Raw genomic sequence first — 22,981 nt, forward strand, 5'->3', positions numbered from 1 at the left:
AGGGCCTCATGAACGTTCTGTTTCATGGGCCCAGATGCCGGTGGGTGATATCGATATCAACGACGCACGGCGTGGAAACCCCAAGTTTTTCTGCCAGCCGGCGCGAAAATGAAACGGTCATGACGGCGGTTTGATTGATCCGTGTGTCACTGGCGACAAGGGTCTTCAGCTCAGTGGTGCTGGTTACTGCACCGAACATAGTACGCTCGGTTTCGACCACTGTGCCGTGCCACTGATTTGGGCCTTGTTTGGTCCAGCGCACATCTGCATCCAGCACGCGGTTAAACTGTTTGAAATCGAACGGGGCCTTAAAGGTCATCGAGTCGTGATACAGGATTTCGGTCTGGGGCCCGCTTTTGATCTCTTGCTGAATCTCAGGTGTGCAGCCGTTGACCTGACGAACGGTTGTTGCGCCTTGCCAGACACCATCTTTGGGCCGGATATCAGCAGCCAAGGCCTTTTGCGCCGAGGCGATGCCAAAAGCCAGCAGCATTGCAAGCAACAGCAGCAGGGCTTTTTTGGTGTCCGTATCCAGAACACGACCGGATTTGTAACGTCTTTGAATGAAAATGCGTTTTCTGTGCTTATGTTGCACGTTTCTACTCCTTTGTTTCATGGCCCCTGCGCAATCACGCGGTGGTGGGGAAAAGCTAAGCCGAACAACATGTTTTAAGCGTCTCGACCCATCGGCGAGAACAGTTCGGGATGTCCCGTTCGACCGGACGGGACGGCATTTAATCGGATGAAGGATAGTTTGGTGCTGCGTCTGATCAGGGCGTTTTGCCGATGCGCCCGTGATGGGGTGCATGTCGAAACGCCTTGTCAGTCACACGCCCGACGGTGCCTGACCGTCATCAAAACAGTAAGAAGATTGAGGAAATTCATGACATTGAATTCTCGTAGTTGCGGAAGGTTTGCCGCAATTGGATTTGGCGTTGTGCTGAGCAGCACGCCACTATCCGCCCAGGTTGCCAATACCTTATCAGCTTCGGACAAAGACTGGGCATTTTACATCGGGGCAGGCGGTGGATTGGTCCCCGAATATCAAGGATCGGATGAGTATGAACTGGCACCGCTGGTCACTTTTGAAGGCGTCTGGCGAGACAGGTTTGTAATCTCGGATCAAGGGCTGGGCGCCTTTCTGTACGATCAGAATGGGTTTCGTGTGTCTGCGGCTGTTGGCTATAGCGGCGGACGGGACGAAGACGATAGCGACGATCTGAAAGGACTGGGCGATATCGACAATAGCGCTGTGCTGTCGCTGGGTACTCAGTTCGATCTGGGTCAAAGCCTGACTGCGACGGCGGATGTCAGGAAGTTTCTGGGTGGCTCGGAAGGTACTGTTGTGTCACTGGGTCTGCAAACGCAGGTGCCGTTTGGCGTGATCCGTGGTGCGCTGGCCCCCACAGGTCGGTCTTACAGCGATGAAACCAGCCAAAACGGCGTTGTTCTGATAGGCGGGGTCTCTGTCGATTGGGCGGATGAGGACTATAACCAGAGTTTCTTTGGTGTGACCTCAGCCCAATCTGCCCGTTCAGGTCTGCGCCAATACCGGGCGGAGTCCGGTGTAAATGCGCTGAATGTCGAACTTGGCGTCAGCAAACAGATCGGCAGAAGCTGGGGTGTCACCGGCCTATTGGCCTATTCGCGCCTGCTGGGAGACGCGGCGGACAGCCCGATTGTGAAATCCAAAGGAAACTATGCAGCCGTCGTGTCAATCGCCTACCAGTTTTAAGACCTGACAGACGATACCTCGTCGACTGAGCCAGCGCGGTGATTGTGCTGGTTCAGTTGCTTCCCAGACTAGTTGCGTACGTCAGAAGGCGTTTCCCCAGTCTCGCGCTTAAAAGCCTTGTAGAAGGCTGAGCGCGAATTGAAGCCAACATCATACGCGATGTTCAGAATGGTCTCGTCGGTCGAGGTCAATTGCTCGATTGCGTCATTGATCCGCCATCGGTTGATATAGTCGAAGAACGTGCTGTTCAGTTTGGCATTCAACGTTTGCGAAACATAATGCGATGTAACGCCGATATGCTTGGCCAGATCCCACAAGCTAAGATTCGGTTCGCGGTAGAGCAGGTCCTGTCTCATCGCCGTTTCGATTTTCTTCGCAATCCGCGCGGCGCGTTCTTCGTCAAGGGCAGATTTCTTGTATTTGCGCTCGGATGGCTCATCCGGGTCCGGCGGGTCGGAGACAGGTGTTCGGGTCAGGCCGGGACGTTGGCGTAGGCCCCATATGCCAATGACCCAGAATAGAAACAGCAGGGCAAGGCTTTCTAGGAAATCAAGCAGCTCGTCTTGCACCTCGAACCCGACGGCCTCGGACACTGTAAGTATGCTGACAGCAGCCGACAGAAACCAAAATGACATCGCTGCCAAAGTGATCACCCAAACCCAAGTCAGCTCTCGGTTTTCGGTGCTTGCAAACACTTCGCGCAACCGTTTTCGGTAGGTCATCAACATGCGGATGATCAGGATCAGGTAAACGGCCATTATGATCCGAAACAGTACGTCAGCGGTCAAAACCGCCAAGGCGATCAACACAAACCGCAACAACCGGGGATCGTCCTCAGGTAGGTCAACATCGCTCAGATCCGTTGGCAGAAACATCAGCGATGACATGAGCAGCCCGGATATGATGATCGGGGGTAGGTGATACCGCAGCCTAGGCTTGGGCGCTTCATCCGCTTCGCTGGTCAAGGCGCGGACATAAAGCCAGAAAAGAAAGGGGCTTGCGAAATCAAACAGAACGACAAGCACGCTAACGCGCATCACAAGATTGAACTCGTCCTCACTTCCCGACGCGTCGGCGATCAAAGCGCCAAGAGAGGACAGGCCTTGTATAAGAAACAGCGCGGCCAGTGGCATGAACACACCGGTATCGCGCTTTCGTAGAAACAGCAGGTTAGCACAAAACAGGCAGAGCCCGATAAAGGCGGTATCAACGAATTGGGTGGCGGATTCCAATATTACTTACTCTCTGAAAATCGACCACGGATGGTCTTGCGCTGCAGCCTCTTCATGCCCTCTACAGCATGCGATCTGACATCTACCAATTTCATGGGATTTGTCGTCTCTTTTGATCGGACAGGACGTTTGAGACTGCGTTAGACAGGTTTAATCTATATTCTTGCGCGGCCGTTCGGCGCGCTACGACTTGGCGTGGCGTGCCAGAAACTGCGAGAACCGGGCCAGCCCGGCTTTCAAATCTTCGGTTGGGTTGGTGTATCCAAGCCGCAGCCAGCCCTCCATGTCCATTGCGCTGCCCGGCGTCAGCATCACACCTTCTTCTTGCAACAGCGTCACGCATAGATCGCGCGAAGACATTGGTAGTTCGTATTTCAACAAGGCCGTAGTGCCGGATTTTGGCGGCACCCAGCTAAGCAGCGGTTCGTTTACGATCCAATCCTGAACGATCCGCAAGTTTTCGCGAGTGATCCGGTGCGCCCGCGCCAGTATCTTGTCGCGATGTTCCAGCGCCATGGCGGCTAGCATTTCGTCGATCTTGCCGACCGATATCGTGTTGTAGTCCCGGTGGATCATCACGTCATGCAGCAACTCTTTGGGTCCGGCGATCCAGCCAACCCGTAACCCGGCCAGCGAATAGGCCTTGGACATGCCTGCCGTGCTGATCCCTTTTTCGTACAGGTCTGCGACTGCGGCGGTGAAGCCGTCGCCTGTCTGATCTGTTCCGCGATAGACCTCGTCACAAAGCAACCAGGCATCGACACCACGTGCGATTTCGACGATTTGTTCCAGCAATGTGCGATCCATCAGCGACCCTGTCGGGTTGTTGGGATTGTTGATCGCAATCAGGCGCGTATCGGATCGCACCATCGCCCGCAACTCGTCCAGATCGGGCAAAAAGGCGTTTTCAGGCCGTAAGTGCAGCAGTTCGATTTCGGCACCGATGCTTTCGGGGATGGAATAGTGTTGCTGATAGGTCGGGATTACAGAGATCACGTGATCACCACGCGAAACCAGCGTCTGATGCACCAGAGAGTTCGCGCCGATGGTTCCGTGCGTTGTTAGGATATTATCACGGCCCTGACTGTCATACAGGCCACAGATCGCATCGCGCAGGCGTTCTGATCCTTCTATTTCGCCATAGGTCATCTTCATGGATGACAGATCATTCAGAATGCTATTGTGCTGACCCGCCATGTCGAACAGTTCGCCCAGCGTGATGGATTGAACGCAGGTCTCAGCCAGATTGAGTTCGCAGGTCGTCTCGAACTCATTCATCCACATCTCAACACCAAACGGTCTGATTTCCATTGGGGCTCTCCTACTTTCAGCATTTGGGGCGATGGCACGCAACGGACGCACGGTTATGAAGATGTCTTATACCGCCAAACCAGCCAAGCGGAAGATTGCGGGTTTGTGCCTGAAATGTATCCAGGGGTTTTACTGCACAAACCCGGATCCGACCCGAACATCGAGATGTCTGTTTTGAAACTGAAAATGTCGCAAGTCTCTCAGCATAAGAACCGCGCGACTCTATCCTGTGCATGTGAGGTGCCGTTGTTTGAGTCTCAGACAGCGGAGAATTGGGAAGCCGGTGAAATTCCGGCACTGCCCCCGCAACGGTAAGGAAGGTCAGGTTCGGCAATCAACCACTGGGACGAGGATCCCGGGAAGGTGTCGCAACCGGGCGCAAGCCCCTTTCAAGTCCGGAAACCAGCCTTGCAGATATGTCAAACCGCGGGTGGCGGTGGGGGCACATGTTTCGGACGTGATCCTCGCGCGCCTCCGGACGGTTCCTCCTTGTCATCTGCCCAAGCAATGCCGCGGGGCGCGGCAGGAGAGCCAGAAATGAACAGCATTCAAAGCCTGTTGGCACGTCGCATCCCTGATCACGCGCTCGAGCAGGCGTTTTATACAGACCCCCAGGTATTTCAGGCCGATCTTGAAGCCATCCACTATCGCGATTGGCTGTTTGCCATTCCGGCCTGCGAGCTGGTGAAAGCAGGGGACTACGTAACCTATACTGTGGGTGCCTACCGCGTTGTCATTGTGCGTGGTGCCGACAACCAAATCAGGGCATTTCACAACACCTGCCGCCACCGTGGTTCGATCATCTGCAAGGCTGCAAAAGGCAATGCGCCTAAGCTGGTTTGCCCCTATCACCAATGGACCTACGAGCTCGATGGTTCATTGCTGTGGGCGCGCGATATGGGGCCGGATTTCGATCCGAAACAGCATGGGTTGAAGACCGTCCATTGCCGTGAGCTTGCCGGGTTGGTTTACATCTGTCTTGCGGACAACGCCCCAGATTTCGACATGTTTGCCAATACCGCGCGCCCTTATCTGGAGCCGCATGATTTGGGCAACGCCAAAGTGGCTTTTGAAAGTTCGATTGTTGAGAAAGGCAACTGGAAGCTGGTTTGGGAAAATAACCGCGAGTGTTACCACTGCGGTGGCAACCATCCCGCGCTATGCCGCACATTCCCTGATGATCCTGCAGTCACAGGGATCGAAGGGGGTGAGACGCCGCTGCATATGCAAGCCCATTTTGACAGGTGCGAAGCCGCCGGGATGCCCTCGCAATTCTACCTGCATGATGACGGGCAATTTCGTATGGCCCGGATGCCTCTGAAAGAAGGGGCGCAAAGCTATACGATGGATGGGAAATCCGCCGTGCGGCGCTGGCTTGGCCGGTCGCCTTTTGCGGATGCAGGGGCGTTGTTGAAATTTCACTACCCAACAACCTGGAACCACTTTCTGGCTGATCATTCCATCGTGTTCCGCGTCACACCAATCAGCCCGATTGAAACCGAGGTCACAACCAAATGGCTGGTTCACAAGGATGCCGTTGAAGGGGTCGATTACGATCTGAAACGTCTGACCGAGGTCTGGATTGCCACCAATGACGAAGACCGTCAGGTGGTCGAGGATAATCAGTTGGGTATCAACAGCCCGGCCTATCTGCCTGGCCCGTATTCGCCGACGCAGGAATCTGGTGTGCTGCAATTCGTGGATTGGTATTGCAACACGTTGGCCGGTCGGACGGCCCTAGAAACAATCGCGGCGGAGTAACGGTGATGAAAGATCTCAACGCGGTTGCGAATATCTGGCAGGACAGCGAAACACTGGAATGCGTCTCGGTCGTGCCCGAGTTGGCCAACACTGCCAGTTTCACCTTTCGCGCTCCATCCGGCTCGATGTTTGCGTACCATCCAGGGCAGTTTCTGACCCTTGAAATCCCGGCTCCTGGACAGCCGGGTGGGATTGTGCATCGCACTTACACGATCTCTTCTTCTCCCTCGCGGCCACGGTCGATCACCATCACTGCCAAGGCCCAGCCCGACAGTATTGGAACGCGCTGGATGCTGGACAACCTGCAACCCGGCATGCGGATCAAAGCCATCGGACCAGCCGGGTTGTTTTCGAATGTTGAAAGCACCGCTGGCAAATATCTGTTCATCTCTGCTGGGTCCGGGATCACGCCGATGATGTCGATGACCACCTGCATGTGGGATGAGGGGCGTGATCTGGATATTGTCTTTATCAACTGCGCCAAGCGACCGTCCGAGATCATCTTTCGCCAGCGGCTGGAACACATGGCCAGCCGAACCCCTGGCCTAGATCTGAAATTCGTTGTTGAAGAGCCCGATCGCTATCGCCCTTGGACGGGGTATCAGGGGCAGTTCAACCAGTTGATGCTGGGCCTGATGGCGCCTGACTATTTGGAGCGTGAAGTCTATTGCTGCGGCCCGGAACCGTTCATGCAGGCGGTACGCGATGCTCTGGTCGGGCTGGGCTATGATATGGACAACTATCATCAGGAAAGCTTTGGTGCCCCGGTTGAAACCGAGGCCGATCAGCCAGAGCTGGATGATGTTATCCCAGATGATGACAGCAAGGCTGAGATTGTGTTCGCAAGCTCCGGCGTGACTGCCAAAGTTGCCGAAACCGACACGGTTCTGGTCGCTGCACGGTCGGTTGGGTTGAACATCCCCTCGGGCTGTACGTTCGGCGTTTGCGGGACCTGCAAGGTTAGAAAAACAGCAGGTGAGGTGCATATGGTTCACAATGGTGGGATATCCGAAGACGATATCGAAGCCGGTTACATTCTTGCCTGCTGTTCCAACCCGATCGGTAAGGTAGAAGTAGAGGTTTAGTCTCAAAACCGCCCCGGGATGCGCCCCGGGGCAGTTTGTTTATTCGGTCTATGACACGGTGAACTGCCCCATCATGCCGCAATCTTCATGTTCCAGGATGTGGCAGTGATACATATAGGGCGCGTCAGAAAGCGCATTATGGTCGAACCGCACCAGAACTTCGGACCAGCCATCCTCGACATGGACCATATCTTTCCAGCCTTGCGCATAGGCGGGGACGGGGTCTCCGTTTTGCGAGAGAATGCGGAAGGAACAACCGTGGATGTGAAAGGGGTGCAGTTGATCATCAACTGAGATACGCCAGATTTCGGTATCGCCTTTTCTGACCGTCTCATCAATCCGGTCCATTTTCATTGGCAAACCGTTGATGGCCATCGCGCCTGCATTGCCGCAGAAATTGTCCCACGCCAGCGCAAGTGCGGCAAGATCTGCCCCTACATTCATGTTCAACTCAAAGGATCGCGTGACTGTCGCCTCAGAGGGTTGGGCTGGGGAGAGATTGGCAAGTTTGGTCGGCATTGACCCGGTAAAACCGGTCTGTGCGGTTCTCGCCAACCGCAAAGCAGTCACTGTTTGGCTCCCTCCAAAAAGGTTGGCAAAGAACCCGCCACCGTTCCCGCTCAGATTGACATTCAAGGCGTTCGCCTCAAGCGCGCTCAAATCTACGAGCACCTCATACCTTTCACCAGGCGACATCAGGATGCTCTCCGCCTCGACGGGTGCGGGCAGAAACCCTCCGTCCGATGCAATCACCGTGATGGGTCCGGTTTCCATCGACAGGCCAAGGAAGCGCGCGTTACAGGCATTCAGAATGCGAAGCCGCACAAGGCCGGTCGGAACCGCTTGCGCAACGGGTGCGATGGCGCCGTTAACGATAAGGGTATCGCCTTCAAAGCCATCCTCAAAAACGGCCGCAGACACATTGTAGCTCATGGGTCCATTTGCATCGAACATCTTATCCTGAAGGATCAGCGTGAAGTCATCGACGCCATAGGTCTGCGGCAAATCGGCTGAAAGGCTGCCGTCATCTTCGACCAACAGGACACCGGCAAGCCCTTGATAGGTCTGGCGCGCGGTTTTGCCATGCATATGCGAATGAAACCAGTTCATCGAAGCGTGTTGAACAATCGGCACATCCGGCGACCAGACGCTGCCATGCGCGATCTCTTGATGCGGCCCGCCGTCCACATCTCCCGGAATATGCAGCCCGTGCCAATGAAGGGTCGAGGTGTCACCTATGTTGTTAACTACGTCAAAGGGCAGGGTTTGGCCTTGTTTAGCCTTAAGAACCGGACCGAGGTAGCTGTTATTTATCCCGAAAGTCTCGCTTTGTGCGCCAGTGCCAAAGTCATGCGCCGATGGGTTCAGTGTCAGCGAAATGCGTTCTTCGATCCCGTTTGTAAGGTCCGTCATTGGAACTAGCGGCAGGATGCGCGGGGCAGATTGGGCCCAGGCCATGCCACCGCCTGCAGCCAAGGCAGTTGCCCCAGACGTTTTCAGAAATGTTCTGCGATCCATTGAAGTCACTAATAAATATCAACTAAGATTGATGAAATAGGTATGAAGGCAAATTGTCAACCGTGATTGATAAACACGACAATGACTTTCTGGGCCAGAACATCAAAGGAATGATGATGACTTTGATCGCCCATTGGAACGCGCGCATGGATGATGCTCGGGCACAGACAGAGTTTGCCGCGATACGGCCCGCAGATATGCAGGTCTTTGCCCAGCTGCGCGGGCGCACGGTTAAACTCTCTGTCATTCATCGAGAGATGGGGTTTTCCCGTCAGGCCGCGCAGCAGGCGGTTGACCGATTGGTCGCACAGGGCATGGTTAGGGTTGATGCGGGGCCCGACAGTAAGCGCGATAAGGTGGTGACAATAACAGAAAAAGGTCACCGCTGGCGCAAATGCGCCGCAGATCAGATCAGAGGGATTGAGGCGGAAATCGCCGAGACCTTGGGGGACGATAGCAAAGAGCATTTGCGCACTTTGCTAAAGGAGCTTGTTGCAACCACCCAAGCTTAGGGGCGGCCATTCCGGGCAATAGCTAGCGCCTTATCTGGTCGCTTCGAACAAGCCTCGGATATTTTGTGCCGTGAGCGGGACTGGATTGCCGCCTACGCTTGGGTCGCGCAAAGCGGCCTCGGTCAGCGCATCGAAATCCGGGTCTTTGACACCCAGTTCGGTCAGCGTAAGCGGAATGTTGAATGACGCATTGAAGTCGTCGACAAAAGCACAGAACCCGTCAAACCCGCCGTCAATCCCCAGATAGGCGGCCGCCTGATCAAACCTCGTGCGGATGGCGTCGGCGTTGAACTTCAAAACAGCGGGCATAAACACGGCATTGGTCGTGCCGTGGTGAGTATGATGAACTGCGCCAACGGGATGGCTGAGCGCGTGGATCGCTCCCAAGCCTTTCTGAAACGCCGTCGCGCCCATAGCCGCCGCGCTCATCATCTGGCCGCGTGCTTCCAGATCGCTACCGTCTGCATAGGCACGGGGCAGATACTCTTTGACCAGACGCATCCCCTCCAGCGCGATGCCTTGGCTCATGGGATGATAGTGCGGGCTGGAATAGGCCTCGACACAATGGGCGAAGGCATCCAGCCCCGTCCCGGCGGTGATGAATTTTGGCATGCCAACGGTCAATTCCGGGTCCATGATGACCTGAGCAGGCAGCATCTTGGGGTGGAAGATGATCTTCTTTTCATGGCTTTCTGAATTGGTGATCACGCTGGCACGCCCAACCTCTGATCCGGTTCCTGCCGTGGTGGGCACGGCCACGACCGGAGCGATGGCATCTGCATCCGCGCGGGTCCACCAATCACCGATATCTTCGAAATCCCAGATGGGTCGTGTCTGACCTGCCATGAAGGCAACGGTTTTGGCCAGATCAAGGCCGGATCCACCGCCAAAAGCGATCACCCCGTCATAGCCGCCCGCATTATAGGCTGCCACACCGGCTTCGGCATTTAGATCCGTGGGGTTGGCGTCAACTTCGGCGAAAAGCCCAGTGCCCAAACCGGCGCTTTCCATCAGCGTCAGGGTTCGCTTGGTGATCTCATTCTCGGCCAGGCCCCGATCTGTGATCAGCAGGGGTTTCATAATGCCAGCCGCCGCGCAGGCCTCGCCAATCTCGGCGATGCGGCCAGCACCAAAGCGGATGGGATTAGGATAGCTCCAATTGGCGGTTTGGGTCATGATTTCAGCTTCTTCAAGTGGTAGGATTTGGGGCGGGTGACAGCGTGAAAGCCGAGAGCTGACAGGCCTGCACCGCGCCCGGTGTCTTTGCATCCGGTCCAGCACAAAGCAGGGTCCAGATAATCGCAACGGTTCATGAACACGGTGCCGGTTTCCAACTGGCGACCAATCGCCTCTGCTGCGTCGGCATCGCGGGTCCAGAGCGAGCAGGTCAGGCCAAACTGACTGTTATTCATCAGTTCAATGGCTTCGGCGTCATTTTGCACGGGCATGATACCCACTGCAGGTCCAAAGGTCTCATCCCACATGATCCGCATCTCGTGGGTCACGTCCGTTAGGATTTGCGGGGTCAGATAGGCGCCGCCATCATCGGCGGGCATGGTTGGGATATGGGCCGTTGCACCTGCTGCGATTGCCTCATCAATCTGGGCGCGCGCCTCCTGGGCGAACCGTATGTTGGCCATTGGGCCCAGTGTGGTTTCCGGGTTGCGCGGATCACCCAGCACATAGGTTTTCACCAACGCAACCGCCTTTTCGACGAAAGCATCAAACAGGCTGTGATGCACATATATCCGTTCAATCCCGCAGCAGCACTGACCCGAGTTGAACATCGCCCCGTCGATCAGCGTCTCAACCGCTGCATCGAGGTCCGCATCGGCACGCACATATCCGGGGTCCTTGCCGCCGAGTTCAGTTGCAACTGCCGTGAACGTTCCCGCTGCAGCGCGTTCCATGGCGCGGCCCCCGCCGACTGAACCGGTGAAGTTGACCAATCCGAAATGGCCTTCGGCAATCAGGGTCGAGGTTGTATCATGATCCAACACCACATTCGTAAACACGCCTTCGGGCAGACCAGCGACCGCGAAGGCCTCGGACAGATGTTCCCCAACCAAAATGGTTTGCGACGCGTGTTTCAGAACCACCGCATTGCCAGCAATCAGCGCGGGTGCAATCGTGTTGATTGCGGTCATGTAGGGATAGTTCCAAGGGGCCACGACGAAGACAACACCCTGCGGTTCCCGCTCGATCTTGCGCAGGAACTCATCCGAGTCTTCGATCACAACTGGGGCCAGCGCATCTGTGGCAATCGACGCCATGTAATAGGCGCGTTCTTCGAACCCGCCGAACTCACCACCATAGCGTACCGGGCGGCCCATTTGATGCGCAAGCTCAGTCACCATGCGATCGGTGGTTTCACCGATGTAAGCAACGGCTTTGTTCACAAAGGCGATGCGATCCTGCAAAGGCAACGCGGCCCAATCCCGCTGCGCCGCCTTCGCGCGCGCAATGGCATCCCGTGCGGCGTCTGCGGATAAGCATTCCCGTTCAGCATAGACCGAGCCGTCGATGGGAGAAGTACAAGTGATCTTGCTCATCTGTCAGGCCTTCTCAAAACCACGGGCGATTTCCCAGTCGGTGACAATACGGTCAAATTCTTCCTGCTCCCATTCGGCCGCGCGGGTGTAGTGATCGATCACATCATCCCCCATTGACGCGCGTAGCATGGATGAGTTGCGCAGAGTTTCGGTGGCTGCTCGCAAGGTGCGTGGGATTTCGGGAACGCTGTCATCCTCGTACATGTCACCTGTCGCGGCATCGGCTAGGGTCAGCTTGTCCTCGACCCCTTTCAGCCCGGCGGCCAGCAATGCGGCTTGGGTCAGATAGGGGTTAATGTCCGATCCTGGGATGCGACATTCAACCCGAACGGCCTTGGTATCTGCCCCACAGAGCCGGAAACCGGCAGTGCGATTGTCCACGGACCAGGCGGTTTTGGTCGGCGCAAAGGTGCCTTTTGCGAAGCGCTTGTACGAGTTGATGTAGGGCGCGAAGAAATAGGTACAGTCTGGCGCATAGGCGATCAGCCCGGCCATGAACTGCCGCATCAGGTCAGACATCCCATGAGCGCCATCGCCTTGGAACGCGTTCTCCGCGCCTTGCCAAAGCGACATATGCACATGCGAGGCGCTTCCGACGCGATCTTGATGCCATTTGGGCAGGAAACTGGCGGAATGACCCTGTTGCCAGGCGATCTCTTTCGTGGCGTGTTTTGCAATCGTGTGGTGATCAGCGCAGAGCAGCGCCTCGACATATTTGATGTTCAGCTCTTCCTGACCAACCTCGGCCTCACCTTTGGAATTTTCAATGGGAATTCCAGCGGCATACAGGTGATTGCGTAGGGGGCGCATCACATGTTCTTCCTTGGTGGTTTGAAGGATGTGGTAGTCCTCGTTATACGGTCCCAACGTGGTCAGATCGCGGTAGCCTTCGGCACGCATCTCATCGAGTGGTTTTTTGAAGATAAAGAACTCAAGCTCGGTGGCCATTTTGGGGGTCAGGCCCATGCTCTCGGCGCGGGCAATCTGTTTTTTCAAAACCTGTCGGGGTGCATGTGACACCGGTGCGTGGCTGTGGTGATCCAGTATGTCACACAGAACCATCGCGGTTCCTTCCAGCCACGGCACAGGCCGCAGCGTCGACAGGTCCGGCTTCATCACATAATCGCCATACCCCTGGCTCCAACTGGTCGAGGCGTAGCCATCCGGCGTCGCCATCTCAAGATCAGTGGCCAGAAGGTAGTTGCAGCAATGTGTTTCCTCATGGCCGCTTTCAAGGAAGTTCGACACATGGAACCGTTTGCCCATAAGCCGGCCTTGCATGTCGACAAAGCACACCAGAACAGTGTCAATCGCGCCCGAAGCGGCCTGTTCTTTCAGTGCATCAAAGGTGAGCGGAGAGGTCATTTGGCAATCCTTGAATAGGGCAGGCAGCGCCCCGAGCCTGTCGGGGCGCTGTTTGGTTTAGCCGTAGCGATAGGGGCGTCCGGCTTTTTGCATATCCGCGTTATACTGGCGGAAAATGTCAACGATCTTGGCCTTGGTCGGGCTTTCTGCGGCAATCTCATCCCAGAACTCGACGGCTGCGTTTTCGACCTGCGCCCATTCCTCATCAGGGATCGAGGTCAGCTCCATCTTGGTGCCGTTGACCCGCAGGTTGGCTTCGCCCCCCCAATACCACCACTGACGGTAATAGTGGCTTTGCTCCATACAGACCGCAAGCAGGGCTTGCAGGTCTTCGGGCAACTCGTTCCAGCGATCCATATTGGCGAAGAAGTGCCCGATCCACGCGCCCGAGATATTGTTGGTCAGGAAGTAGTTGGTCACATCAGCCCAACCCACAGTGTAGTCCTCGGTAATGCCGGACCATGCGATGCCGTCAAGTTCACCGGTTTGCACTGCAACTTCGATATCTTCCCAAGGCAAGGTCACGGGGACCACGCCAAACTGGCTGAGGAACCGACCCGCGGTTGGGAAGGTAAAGACCCGCTTGCCCTTGAGATCTTCGAGCGAGCGGATCGGGTCCTTTGTGGCAAAGTGGCACGGATCCCAGGCCCCGGCCGAGATATGTTTGACGCCGACTTTCGAGTATTCTTCGTCCCAGATCTCTTTCAAGCCATATTGGTTGAACAAAACTGGCACATCCAGCGAATAGCGCGATCCAAATGGGAAATAGCCGCCAAACACGGTCACTTCGGTAGGTGACGCCATCGAGTCATCATCGGACTGCACAGCATCGATTGTACCGCGCTGCATCGCCTGGAACAGCTCACCTGTAGGAACCAGCTGATCTGCAAAGAACAGCTCGATCTGCATGCGGTCGCCTGCGATTTTGTTAAAGGTCTCGATGGCCGGAACCACCACCTCGGCCGCCAGTGCAGCGCCTGCGTAGGTCTGCATCCGCCATGTGATCGTCGATTGCGCCAGAGCTGGAGCGGCCAGCGCGGCAGGTGCGGCAACGGCGGCACCTTTGATAAACTTGCGTCTTGTGGTCATGTGAACCTCCTTGTTCAGTTACACTCGATCTTGCAGTGCGCTCTTGTCGGCGCTTAATTTCCGTAAACTGTTTGTGGTAGCCAAAGGGCGATCTGGGGGAAGACCATGATGATCGTCAGCGCCCCCACCATCACCGCCACAAAAGGTATGATGGATCGATAGATATCATTCAGCGTGATGCCCGGGGGCGACATCGCCCGCATCAGGAACAGGTTATAGCCAAAGGGCGGTGTCATATAGGCGATCTGCGTGGTGATCGTGTACAGCACGCCGTACCATATCAGATCGAACCCAAGCGCACCCACCAGCGGGATATACAGCGGCGCGACAATCACCAACATCGCTGTGTCGTCCAGAAACGTGCCCATCAGAACAAAGCTGAGCTGCATCAGGATCAGGATCATCCACGGGGACAAGCCCAGACGTTCGGTAAACAGGCTTTCGATGGCCTTGACTGCGCCCAACCCGTCGAACACGGCCCCGAAGGCCAGGGCGGCAAGGATGATCCACATGAACATGCAGGTGATCCCAAGCGTGCTACGCACCGAGGTTTCAAACACCGTCCAGTTCATACGCCCTTTCAGAACCGCAGCGACAAAGGCAGTGATTGCCCCAATGGCAGAGCTTTCGACCAGAGAAGTCCAGCCATTCACAAAGGGGATCATCATGGCGAAGAAAATCCCGAACGGTAGAAGACCGGATAGCAACAAGCGATACTTCTCGGCCCGCGGCATCGCACGCTCTTCTTCTGATAGGACCGGGCCAAGATCAGGGTTCATACGACAACGCACGGCGATGTATATCACAAACATCGCAGCCATCATCAGGCCGGGGATCACACCAGCTAGCCAAAGCTGACCAACCGGCTGTCTTGCGATCATCGCATAAAGGACCAAAACGACCGAAGGCGGTACCAGAATCCCGAGGCTCGACCCGGCCTGAACAACGCCCGTGACCATCCGTTTGTCATACCCGCGGCGCAGAAGTTCGGGCAGGGCGATCGTGGCTCCGATGGCCATGCCGGCAACCGATAGCCCGTTCATCGCCGAAATCAGCACCATCAGCCCGATGGTTCCGATGGCCAGACCACCGCGCAGACCGCCCATCCAGACATGGAACATCCGATACAGGTCATCGGCGATCCGGCTTTCGGACAGGATATAGCCCATGAACACGAACATCGGCACGGTCAAAAGCGGGTACCAGCGCATCAGCTTGATGGATTGCGAAAAGGCGATATCGAACCCGCCCCGATCCCCCCACAGCATCAGCGCGGCGATCACAGCGACGAACCCGATGGCGCCAAAGACGCGCTGACCGCTGAACAGCAGCACCATCATCGAGGCAAACATCATCAGGGCAATGAACTCGTAACTCATGCTGTTTCTTCGCCCTTAAGTCGCAAGATATCCTTGGCCAGTTCCGAAAGGGCCTGCAGCAGCATCAGGATGATCCCGGCACACATCACAGTCTTGATGGGCCACAGATACGGGCGCCAAATCGTGCGGCTGCGTTCAAGTGTGCCGAGCTCTTCTGATCCGGTTACAAGACCCGCAAAGAAAGACAGGGGTTCGGTGCCCCAATAGCCTAGTGAATACGCCGTCGAACTGATCCCGCCCCACAGCAGAACCAGCAGATACGCGATCAGGCAAAGTACCATTATCGCATCTGTCGCGGCCTTTCGGCGAAGCGACCAGTTGTCGTAAAACAGATCCATCCGCACGTGGCTGCCCATCTGGATGGCGTAAGGCCCGCCCAGAAAGAAATAGGCAATCATGGCGAATTGAGCGACTTCGAGGGTCCAGAGTGATGGCTGGTCAGAAAACTTGCTTATGGTCGACCACAACAGGACGACCATCATCGCAAAGATGCCAAACATGATCACCCGACCAATACCGTAGTTTAGCCGGTCGATCACTGCGATGTATGTTTTTAGAAGCTTCATCGAATGGCGTCCTCGACTGAGGATTCCGAGCAGATTTTCATCGCTTCGCGTAGCCAATCCGCCAACACATTGCCCATCTGTTCGCATTGTTCGGGTGTTGCAATCAGATCATTTCTGATTTCGATCATCACGTTCAGCAGACCCCGGGGCAAAGCATGGTGCCGCAGCGTATGTGTGACGCCATCCGCCGGTCCGTAGGGCGCATTGCGCTGAACATCGTACCCTGCTGCAACATCCAGCATCGCATCTGCCAATCGGCTGTCGGCATCGTGCAAGATCCCAATTTCAACCGATCTGTTCTGGCCCCTGTAGACGGGTGTGAAACTGTGGATGGTCACAATCGCTGTGCGATGATCACGGGCGTTCAAGGTTCTGGTCAACAGAGACTCAAACGGGCGGTAGAATTGCGCCGTACGCGCCTGTCTTTGCGCGTTGGTTAGCCTTGCGTTGCCGGGCACCTGCGTATCTTCGCTCTGCTCGGGCATGGCGCTTGCGGCCTCGGGTGGTCGATTACAATCGTAAACTAGCCGCGAGACAGTGCTGTAAACCAAAGACGCATCCAGGCGCTGTGACATTGATCGGGCAGTTCGAAAGGCGCCGGGGTCCCAGGCGATATGGCTTTGCAATGCGTCTTCATCCAGCCCGAGGGAATTAAACTCGGATGGCATATGAGCGCTGGCATGTTCACACACCAATAGGACAGATGACGACCCTTCGGGATTTTCAACCCGCGGTGCAAACTCTGCATCTGTCGTGCACTGTTCCAATTAGAATCCCCCGTTCAGTGTAAAGTTTTCTTCAACAGCATTTCACCTGTCAACAAATTTATGTAAATATTCGTACAGAGCGGTATTGCGTGGTAATATTTTGACTATCCCGGATGCAGAAGATACCATCAGTGCAAGAAACAGTCTGGGTGACCATGCAGACCATCGCTGAACGATTGCAGGATAAAACCGGTGACTTGACCCGGTCGGAGCTTCAACTGAGGGATGTCATCCTCAGAAACTATCCAGCGTCCGGGCTTGGGACCATCACCTCACTGGCGGAGGAGGCCAAGGTTTCCACCCCCACAGTTGCGCGTTTGGTTCAGAAGCTTGGTTTCGCAGGCTTCCCTGAATTTCAGCGCGGGCTTCGGGACGAGTTAAATGAAAAGATTTCCAGCCCGCTTACCAAACGCGAAAAGTGGGTTGATGACGCGCCTGACGCGCATTTATTGAACCGGTTTACCAAAGCCATCATAGACAATATCGGCCAATCCATGGCCAAGATTGACCCTGCTGCGTTTGACGCCGCCTGCGATATGCTGAGCGACACAAAGCGCAAGGTCTTTATCGTCGGCGGTCGGATCACACGTACTCTGGCGGACTACTTCTTCCTGCATTTTCAGGTCATCCGGCCCGATGTGACTCTGATAGCGTCAAACTCAAATGCCTGGCCGCATTACGCGCTGGATTTTGACGAAGATGATGTTGTGGTCATCTTCGATGTGCGGCGATACGAAAACAGCACGCTGAAACTGGCCGAGCTTGCCCGTGAGCGGGGGGCACAGATTATCCTGTTCACGGATCAATGGATGTCACCAATTTCGGACTTGGCACATGTTGCGTTCAGCAATCAGATTGCAGCGCCGTCAGCCTGGGATAGCAATCTGACAACCATGTTGATATCCGAGATCGTGATCGCCGAAGTGCAGGAGCGTAACTGGGACACCACCCGCGCCCGTATGGAAGAGCTTGAGGAAATGTTCGACCGAACAAAGTTCTTCCGGAAGTTTTGAAGCACCAGAGCATCGTGTTAGGCCACTTGCAGGCCTCATCAAGCGTATCAGATGGGCTTTTTGTGCGTCTTTTATGCAAATCATTGGCAGATTTTCGCCAGAGGGTTTGCAGAGCTCTTTTCTTTGCAGCTCGGATCGCCCAGAAATCTTAAGGGATTCTAAACAGGTGATGAAGTTTCGTGCAGGAAAGCGCCCGGAAAATGAATGCGATCTGGCAGTATATGTCCGTTCCCACTCGGGCAATTGCAGCGCTCGGGCTTGTTGTCCTGGTCTCAGCCTGTTCTCAAAACTCACCTTATAGCGGTCTCAATCCTGAACGTCAGTTCATGGCACTCCAAGAAGTCGAACGGAAACAAGCGCTAGGGCACAAAGTGTGGTGCGTTCCCTATGCACGAAACCTGAGCGGTATCCAGATTCGCGGCAACGCCAAGGACTGGTGGGGTAAGGCGCACAAGATTTACGATCGGGGTGCGGACCCGACTGTGGGTGCGGTGATGTCATTTCGGGCGACGCGCGGAATGTCTTTGGGCCATGTCGCAGTTGTGTCAGAGATCGTTGATGATCGGCAAGTTGTCATAAATCACGCCAATTGGCACCGCAACAAAGTGTCGTTGAAAATGGGTGTTCGGGACGTGTCGAAGAATAACGACTGGACACTGGTCCGGGTCGAAAGCCAGCCCGGTCGCTACGGCAAACCATATCCGGTGAACGGATTCATATATCCGAAAGCTGACGAGTAATTTAGCCTACACTAGTTTTGAAACTGCAGGCAGCCTGCAATGTATTTGCCCTGGGCGTCAGTCGCTCATAGCCAGTCGAAAATCTGAGACGTTGAAATCGATCAATCCGACATCTCGGTGACGTGGGTCATCATGCCGTCTAGGCGCGTATCAAGGCTCTGAGAATGCAATCGCAGCATTTCCAGGCTGGCTTTTAGATCGCCCTTTTCGATATCACGTGCGATCACGACAATGCGGCTTGTCGTGTCGCCTCCGGTCCATGATTTTAGCGGCACCGGAGCGTCGAAAATGTGCTGCACCCCATGAAAAACAAAGGGCCATTCCATGCCTTGAACATGAATGATGCCTTTCATGCGCAGAATGTCTGGGCCTTTGAGTTCGACCAGCGTTTCCAGCCAAAGATCAAAAACACGTGCGGGTATCGGATCGGCGACCTCGATTGAAGCTGAACCTATACGACTGTCATGGTGGAAATGAGTGCCCGAGGGGGGCAGGGGTATGGGCTCAGATGTGATCACCTTTGGTGCAAACCCTGACAACCCAGCCAACGGGTCGGGCTTTGGTTTTTCTGACCCAAGCCAATCCGAAAGATCATCCGGTGTGGCGCTGCCGCGCATCGCAGATAAGCCGAACAGCACGCCGATCGGAACCTGCCCATGCCGGGCGGTTATGCGTTGAGCGCTGCTGTTGATCCCATCCAGCCTGGCTGTGAACCGTTTGACGTCGGTCGGGGTTACAAGATCGGTTTTGGTCAGGACGATCAGATCGGCCATCGCGATCTGGCTGACCGCTTCAAACTGCGAATCAAGGGTGCGAGGGCCGGTTGCCGCATCAGCCAAGGAGACAACGCCATCCATGCGGAAGTTTGGTGCGATCAGGTCGTCGATAACCATTGTATGCAAAATCGGACCCGGATCGGCGATCCCTGTTGTTTCGATGACCACGCGATCAAAGCGAAGTTCGCCCCGTTCTCGGCGGACAAACAGGCGGGCGAACGTATTCGCCAAATCGCCCCGGATCGAACAGCACAGGCAACCCGATTGCATCAAAACCACGTCCTCGGTCGATTCCTCGATCAGATCATGGTCCAGGCCTGCATCGCCAAGCTCATTCATGATCACCGCTATGCGGCCGGCTTCTGGATCACGTATAAGATGGTTCAACACTGTCGTTTTGCCCGCGCCCAGAAAGCCGGTGAGCAAGGTGACTGGTATGCGATTGTCAGGGGTCGCCATCTGAGATGTTCCAATTGTCAACGGATGCGGATTCTGCAATTGACAGATATGAAATATTATAACGTTCGACAAGCGGCGTGATCATAAAACGCGCCGGTCACATGCGGCTCAAGAGGCTAGAAAACGGGTGGCTAAACAGGGGTGCATACATATCATCTCAATGTCCTGCATAGGCCGACCAGATGCCGAATGCGCCCACTATGATCAGGCTGATCGCCCAGGCAACATCCAGATTAAACCAGCTTTTCGAGATGAATTTGAGGCCGAGCCAATGATAGACGAACACAGCGATCAACGCTCCGGCTGACGTCATGGCAAGGGTATGAACCGCAGCCACTGTGAAGGCCGTAAAGACATCATTGCTCATCAGGGTTTGCGCTGCAGCATGGCCCGTCGTGGCCACATTGCCCGGCTCAAGCAAACCACAAATTCCCAGATATATCGGAACCAGCATCAGCCCTGCGCCGTGTGCCATCGCGGCCAGAAATGACCAAAGCGCCAAACGCGCCGGATGAACACGGGCCAATATCTTGGGGTGTTTTCGATTGATCAACAGGTAAATACCCATAGCAATCACGATCACGCCGGCACCCAGGCGGATTTCGGTTTCGCGCTCGACGAGAATGATCATCAGCGAGAACGGCAGCAGAATACCGATCATCGCCAGGAAATGCCCCAGCGCTAGCATCAAAAGCGCCTTGGCCATGGCCGTGGGCTTACGCTCCATCAACGCAGCGGACACTGCTAAGGGCCAGCCCATGCCGGGGTTTATTCCATGATATAAGCCAGAGAAAATGACGGCCCACCAAAGGGCCGTCAAAGTCAGATCTTCCATCCGAACTTACACGGAAGGATAGCAGAAGCTGTCAGTCGAGCAGTCGCCGCCTTCCAGACGAATCTGGTGCGCGCGCGTGTTCTCGGGGAAGTTGATGTAGAAATCTGGATCCAACGCAAAGCTGCCATCGTCTCCCACGTTGGCCATCACCATCTGGCCGCCTTCCTGATGCGGATAGAACTGGTTATCCCAAGTTGAATAGAGCGAGTTGGTCCAATACACACGTTTGCCGTCCCGGCTGATCTCAACCATTTGCGGGCCGTAGATAAAGTCTTTGCCATTGGGATGCTTGGTCTCGCGCGCGATCCCACCCAGTTCGACCTTGCCGTTTAGAACTGGATTGAACGGATCAGAGACATCGTATTGGTGCATCTCACCCAGACCCCAGCACGCGACATAGAGGTATTTGTCATCCAGGCTGAGGTCGATATCGGTGACCAGAGGCGGCACAGCACTGAACCCTTTCAGTAGTTCGGGCAGATTGTCCGGGTCTTCGGGGCGGGGATCAATGGTGATCACCTTCTTCGAGTTCCAGGTCCCGTCATCTTCGCGCCACCATGTAAAGATCGCCCCTTGCAGATTGGTGGTATCCACCACAACACCGCAGAACCCATAAGACTTTGTCGGATCATGGGCCGGGCGGATTTCCAGAGCCATCTGGTAGTTCTCGCCAAAGTCGATGGTCTGGATGTTCTTGCGTGCCCGCAGGTCCCAGAAATGGATCGAATGCCCGTATTTGTTACTCAGCAAATCCTCGGGTACAACGCCGCCTTCAAACTGTGGCGGCAAGCCCCATTCTGAACTGACCATGTAGTCTTGCGGCAGGTTCCACCAGAAATCATAGTGCTTATCTTGCTTGCCACGATCCATCTCGTAGCGCCCGATGATATCGAAGGTTTCGCAGTCCATGATGAAAATGCCCGGAGGTCCATCTATGCCATCGGGGCCAGCGCCACCCAAGGTTGAGACATAAATCCCCTCAGGACCACAATGGATCGTGTGGGGCCGCGAGTAGCCGGTTTTGGCAAAGACTTCCTCGGGCTCTATGATTTTGTGAATTTTGGCCTTCAGCGGCTCTTTGACGTCGAAGATGTAGATGCGGCTTGATCTGATGCCCGGGACGATCAGATAGCGCCGTTCCAGAAAGGCATGACCTGAGAGCGGGGACAGGGACGAGGAACAGGCGTTCCAGCCGAAATGATGAAATTCGTCTCCGGTGTTGGGGGTCATCACCGTATGCACGATTTGTCCATAAGTGTCCGAGCCATTTCGAAGGTCGATCACGGCCAGCCCATCGTGATGGCTGGCGTCTTTGCCCAGCATAATGGTAAAGGCAAAATTTTCAACCGGCGCTTCCATCGCCAGTTTGGGTGACGCGTGAAACGTCGGATCTGGTCGTAAGTTCATGGTAGTCCTCCCTTTTGTTTACCCCACCTCGCTGGGGTTCGCCTGTAGGTCTTGATGATTCTCTGCTCTAGACACCTCCAACATTGCACAGTTGGATCGCGCCGCTGACCTTTGTGGCAAGGTCTTTGAGTTGCTCCCCAATTTCTTGTCTGTAGTCAGTTCCAAATCGTCGTACCGGGCCAACGGCGCCTACGCTGAATGTGACCCCTATCCGGCCAACGGCCACCGGGGCCGCGACGCTGGCGATGCCAATATCAATTTCCTGGTCGCAATCGGCAAAACCCTGTTGCTGGATCACCTTGAACGCCTCAATCAGCTCTTCGCGCGTCGTTTTGGTATGATCTGTAAAGGCCCTGAGCGCGCCGTTCAGGATGGTGTCCTGAAAACCCGGCTCGGCAAAGGCCGCTATCGCCATCGAGCAGGAACACGCATGCAAAGGGCGTTCCCCGAGGCCAGGATGCACAAATGCACGGGCCGGGTCTTCGGGGGTTTCGACATGGATGATTTCGATCTTGCTGTCTCGAAATCGGGCCAGAAAAACCGTTTCGTTGAAGGTCGTAGCCGCCGCGCGCAATGCCGGGGCGGACACGCGGCGCACATCGATATCGGACTTGCCGAGCAACGCGATGCGGATCAGGCGATCACCAATCACATAGCGCCCATCTCCGATTGGATCCTCAATCAGGCCCTGGTCTAAAAGCGATTGTACCTGCCGGTAGCATGTTGGTTTGGGAAGGCCGCTGGCCATCTGCACCTCAGCAACCGAAACAGGCCGACCGATGACGGCGATAGTTTCTAGCAAGCTGATCAAACGCTCTAGGTGCATATAGTCGGGATACCATCGAATGGTGAGACTCGTTCTCATTTAACGAGACATCA

Annotated in this window: 21 protein-coding genes and 1 riboswitch; of the genes, 6 read left to right on the plus strand and 15 right to left on the minus strand. The window is 55.4% G+C overall.

All coding sequences use genetic code 11. The features are described from left to right. Positions 1-22: 22 nt before the first annotated feature. Entirely contained in the window at positions 23-595 is a 573-nt protein-coding gene (locus ACR0JX_RS15220; protein ID WP_480544633.1) for a hypothetical protein, read from the minus strand. Between the two features lie 288 nt (positions 596-883). On the opposite strand from ACR0JX_RS15220, the gene ACR0JX_RS15225 reads away from it, so the two are divergent. After that, a complete protein-coding gene (locus ACR0JX_RS15225) occupies positions 884-1,735 on the plus strand; it encodes a MipA/OmpV family protein (protein WP_480544634.1) in 852 nt (283 codons plus the stop codon). 68 nt (positions 1,736-1,803) lie between these two features. Here the strand turns inward: ACR0JX_RS15225 and ACR0JX_RS15230 are convergent, their stop codons facing one another. Beyond that, entirely contained in the window at positions 1,804-2,967 is a 1,164-nt protein-coding gene (locus ACR0JX_RS15230; protein WP_480544635.1) for a helix-turn-helix domain-containing protein, read from the minus strand. 183 nt (positions 2,968-3,150) lie between these two features. Then, on the minus strand, positions 3,151-4,278 hold the full coding sequence (locus ACR0JX_RS15235; protein ID WP_480544636.1) for an aminotransferase: 1,128 nt from the start codon (positions 4,276-4,278) through the stop codon (positions 3,151-3,153). A 221-nt stretch (positions 4,279-4,499) separates the two neighbouring features. Next, a riboswitch (cobalamin riboswitch) is annotated at positions 4,500-4,703 on the plus strand. 112 nt (positions 4,704-4,815) lie between these two features. Here ACR0JX_RS15235 and ACR0JX_RS15240 point away from each other — a divergent pair. Both ACR0JX_RS15240 and ACR0JX_RS15245 read left to right on the plus strand, forming a co-directional pair. Then, complete coding sequence (locus ACR0JX_RS15240; RefSeq protein WP_480544638.1) at positions 4,816-6,039, plus strand: aromatic ring-hydroxylating oxygenase subunit alpha; 1,224 nt, start codon at positions 4,816-4,818, stop codon at positions 6,037-6,039. Positions 6,040-6,044: 5 nt separating this feature from the next. Continuing rightward, the gene (locus ACR0JX_RS15245; RefSeq protein ID WP_480544639.1) at positions 6,045-7,124 is read left to right on the plus strand and encodes an FAD-binding oxidoreductase; all 1,080 of its coding nucleotides are present in this window, start codon (positions 6,045-6,047) and stop codon (positions 7,122-7,124) included. A gap of 48 nt (positions 7,125-7,172) precedes the next feature. On the opposite strand, the gene ACR0JX_RS15250 is transcribed toward ACR0JX_RS15245, so the two are convergent. Beyond that, complete coding sequence (locus tag ACR0JX_RS15250) at positions 7,173-8,642, minus strand: multicopper oxidase domain-containing protein (RefSeq protein ID WP_480544640.1); 1,470 nt, start codon at positions 8,640-8,642, stop codon at positions 7,173-7,175. Positions 8,643-8,704: 62 nt separating this feature from the next. Here ACR0JX_RS15250 and ACR0JX_RS15255 point away from each other — a divergent pair, with 62 nt between their 5' ends. Then, a complete protein-coding gene (locus ACR0JX_RS15255) occupies positions 8,705-9,154 on the plus strand; it encodes a MarR family winged helix-turn-helix transcriptional regulator (RefSeq protein ID WP_480544776.1) in 450 nt (149 codons plus the stop codon). Between the two features lie 30 nt (positions 9,155-9,184). On the opposite strand, the gene ACR0JX_RS15260 is transcribed toward ACR0JX_RS15255, so the two are convergent. Genes ACR0JX_RS15260 through ACR0JX_RS15290 form a run of 7 tightly spaced genes read right to left on the minus strand, consistent with a single transcriptional unit; the run spans position 9,185 to position 16,872 of the window. Next, the gene (locus ACR0JX_RS15260; RefSeq protein WP_480544641.1) at positions 9,185-10,330 is read right to left on the minus strand and encodes an iron-containing alcohol dehydrogenase; all 1,146 of its coding nucleotides are present in this window, start codon (positions 10,328-10,330) and stop codon (positions 9,185-9,187) included. Continuing rightward, positions 10,327-11,706, minus strand: a complete 1,380-nt coding sequence (locus ACR0JX_RS15265; RefSeq protein ID WP_480544642.1) for an aldehyde dehydrogenase family protein — start codon at positions 11,704-11,706, stop codon at positions 10,327-10,329. Before ACR0JX_RS15265 ends, ACR0JX_RS15260 begins: the two co-directional genes overlap by 4 nt. Before the next feature lie 3 nt (positions 11,707-11,709). Continuing rightward, a complete protein-coding gene (locus tag ACR0JX_RS15270; RefSeq protein ID WP_480544643.1) occupies positions 11,710-13,071 on the minus strand; it encodes a glutamine synthetase family protein in 1,362 nt (453 codons plus the stop codon). A gap of 57 nt (positions 13,072-13,128) precedes the next feature. After that, positions 13,129-14,160, minus strand: coding sequence for a TRAP transporter substrate-binding protein (locus tag ACR0JX_RS15275; protein ID WP_353009925.1), 1,032 nt, complete (start codon positions 14,158-14,160; stop codon positions 13,129-13,131). A 53-nt stretch (positions 14,161-14,213) separates the two neighbouring features. Continuing rightward, positions 14,214-15,539: a TRAP transporter large permease gene (locus ACR0JX_RS15280; protein ID WP_480544644.1), complete on the minus strand. Its 1,326-nt coding sequence runs from the start codon at positions 15,537-15,539 to the stop codon at positions 14,214-14,216. Continuing rightward, positions 15,536-16,105, minus strand: a complete 570-nt coding sequence (locus ACR0JX_RS15285; RefSeq protein WP_480544645.1) for a TRAP transporter small permease subunit — start codon at positions 16,103-16,105, stop codon at positions 15,536-15,538. The genes ACR0JX_RS15280 and ACR0JX_RS15285 overlap by 4 nt, the downstream gene beginning before the upstream one ends. Further along, positions 16,102-16,872, minus strand: coding sequence for an N-formylglutamate amidohydrolase (locus tag ACR0JX_RS15290; protein WP_480544646.1), 771 nt, complete (start codon positions 16,870-16,872; stop codon positions 16,102-16,104). Before ACR0JX_RS15290 ends, ACR0JX_RS15285 begins: the two co-directional genes overlap by 4 nt. A gap of 155 nt (positions 16,873-17,027) precedes the next feature. Here ACR0JX_RS15290 and ACR0JX_RS15295 point away from each other — a divergent pair, with 155 nt between their 5' ends. Beyond that, the gene (locus ACR0JX_RS15295; RefSeq protein ID WP_480544777.1) at positions 17,028-17,885 is read left to right on the plus strand and encodes a MurR/RpiR family transcriptional regulator; all 858 of its coding nucleotides are present in this window, start codon (positions 17,028-17,030) and stop codon (positions 17,883-17,885) included. A 326-nt stretch (positions 17,886-18,211) separates the two neighbouring features. Then, entirely contained in the window at positions 18,212-18,625 is a 414-nt protein-coding gene (locus tag ACR0JX_RS15300) for a CHAP domain-containing protein (RefSeq protein WP_480544647.1), read from the plus strand. 101 nt (positions 18,626-18,726) lie between these two features. Here the strand turns inward: ACR0JX_RS15300 and ACR0JX_RS15305 are convergent, their stop codons facing one another. From ACR0JX_RS15305 to ACR0JX_RS15320, 4 genes are all read right to left on the minus strand, one after another. After that, complete coding sequence (locus ACR0JX_RS15305; protein ID WP_480544648.1) at positions 18,727-19,860, minus strand: CobW family GTP-binding protein; 1,134 nt, start codon at positions 19,858-19,860, stop codon at positions 18,727-18,729. Between the two features lie 157 nt (positions 19,861-20,017). Continuing rightward, positions 20,018-20,695 carry a hypothetical protein gene (locus ACR0JX_RS15310; protein WP_480544649.1) on the minus strand — a complete coding sequence of 226 codons (678 nt, stop codon included), beginning with the start codon at positions 20,693-20,695 and terminating at the stop codon, positions 20,018-20,020. Between the two features lie 6 nt (positions 20,696-20,701). Next, positions 20,702-22,102 (minus strand): selenium-binding protein SBP56-related protein, encoded by a 1,401-nt coding sequence (locus ACR0JX_RS15315; protein ID WP_480544650.1) that lies wholly within the window; start codon positions 22,100-22,102, stop codon positions 20,702-20,704. A 67-nt stretch (positions 22,103-22,169) separates the two neighbouring features. Continuing rightward, the gene (locus ACR0JX_RS15320; RefSeq protein ID WP_480544651.1) at positions 22,170-22,967 is read right to left on the minus strand and encodes an IclR family transcriptional regulator; all 798 of its coding nucleotides are present in this window, start codon (positions 22,965-22,967) and stop codon (positions 22,170-22,172) included. Positions 22,968-22,981: the final 14 nt, after the last annotated feature.

This window comes from Ruegeria sp. AH7 (assembly GCF_056541325.1).

Bases quoted from the DNA above. Each gene is read 5' to 3' on its own strand.
- ACR0JX_RS15225 (WP_480544634.1), top strand. From the start codon at position 884: ATGACATTGAATTCTCGTAGTTGCGGAAGGTTTGCCGCAATTGGATTT.
- ACR0JX_RS15235 (WP_480544636.1), bottom strand. From the start codon at position 4,278: ATGGAAATCAGACCGTTTGGTGTTGAGATGTGGATGAATGAGTTCGAG.
- ACR0JX_RS15240 (WP_480544638.1), top strand. From the start codon at position 4,816: ATGAACAGCATTCAAAGCCTGTTGGCACGTCGCATCCCTGATCACGCG.
- ACR0JX_RS15245 (WP_480544639.1), top strand. From the start codon at position 6,045: ATGAAAGATCTCAACGCGGTTGCGAATATCTGGCAGGACAGCGAAACA.
- ACR0JX_RS15250 (WP_480544640.1), bottom strand. From the start codon at position 8,642: ATGGATCGCAGAACATTTCTGAAAACGTCTGGGGCAACTGCCTTGGCT.
- ACR0JX_RS15260 (WP_480544641.1), bottom strand. From the start codon at position 10,330: ATGACCCAAACCGCCAATTGGAGCTATCCTAATCCCATCCGCTTTGGT.
- ACR0JX_RS15265 (WP_480544642.1), bottom strand. From the start codon at position 11,706: ATGAGCAAGATCACTTGTACTTCTCCCATCGACGGCTCGGTCTATGCT.
- ACR0JX_RS15270 (WP_480544643.1), bottom strand. From the start codon at position 13,071: ATGACCTCTCCGCTCACCTTTGATGCACTGAAAGAACAGGCCGCTTCG.
- ACR0JX_RS15275 (WP_353009925.1), bottom strand. From the start codon at position 14,160: ATGACCACAAGACGCAAGTTTATCAAAGGTGCCGCCGTTGCCGCACCT.
- ACR0JX_RS15280 (WP_480544644.1), bottom strand. From the start codon at position 15,539: ATGAGTTACGAGTTCATTGCCCTGATGATGTTTGCCTCGATGATGGTG.
- ACR0JX_RS15285 (WP_480544645.1), bottom strand. From the start codon at position 16,105: ATGAAGCTTCTAAAAACATACATCGCAGTGATCGACCGGCTAAACTAC.
- ACR0JX_RS15295 (WP_480544777.1), top strand. From the start codon at position 17,028: ATGCAGACCATCGCTGAACGATTGCAGGATAAAACCGGTGACTTGACC.
- ACR0JX_RS15300 (WP_480544647.1), top strand. From the start codon at position 18,212: ATGGCACTCCAAGAAGTCGAACGGAAACAAGCGCTAGGGCACAAAGTG.
- ACR0JX_RS15305 (WP_480544648.1), bottom strand. From the start codon at position 19,860: ATGGCGACCCCTGACAATCGCATACCAGTCACCTTGCTCACCGGCTTT.
- ACR0JX_RS15310 (WP_480544649.1), bottom strand. From the start codon at position 20,695: ATGGAAGATCTGACTTTGACGGCCCTTTGGTGGGCCGTCATTTTCTCT.
- ACR0JX_RS15315 (WP_480544650.1), bottom strand. From the start codon at position 22,102: ATGAACTTACGACCAGATCCGACGTTTCACGCGTCACCCAAACTGGCG.
- ACR0JX_RS15320 (WP_480544651.1), bottom strand. From the start codon at position 22,967: ATGAGAACGAGTCTCACCATTCGATGGTATCCCGACTATATGCACCTA.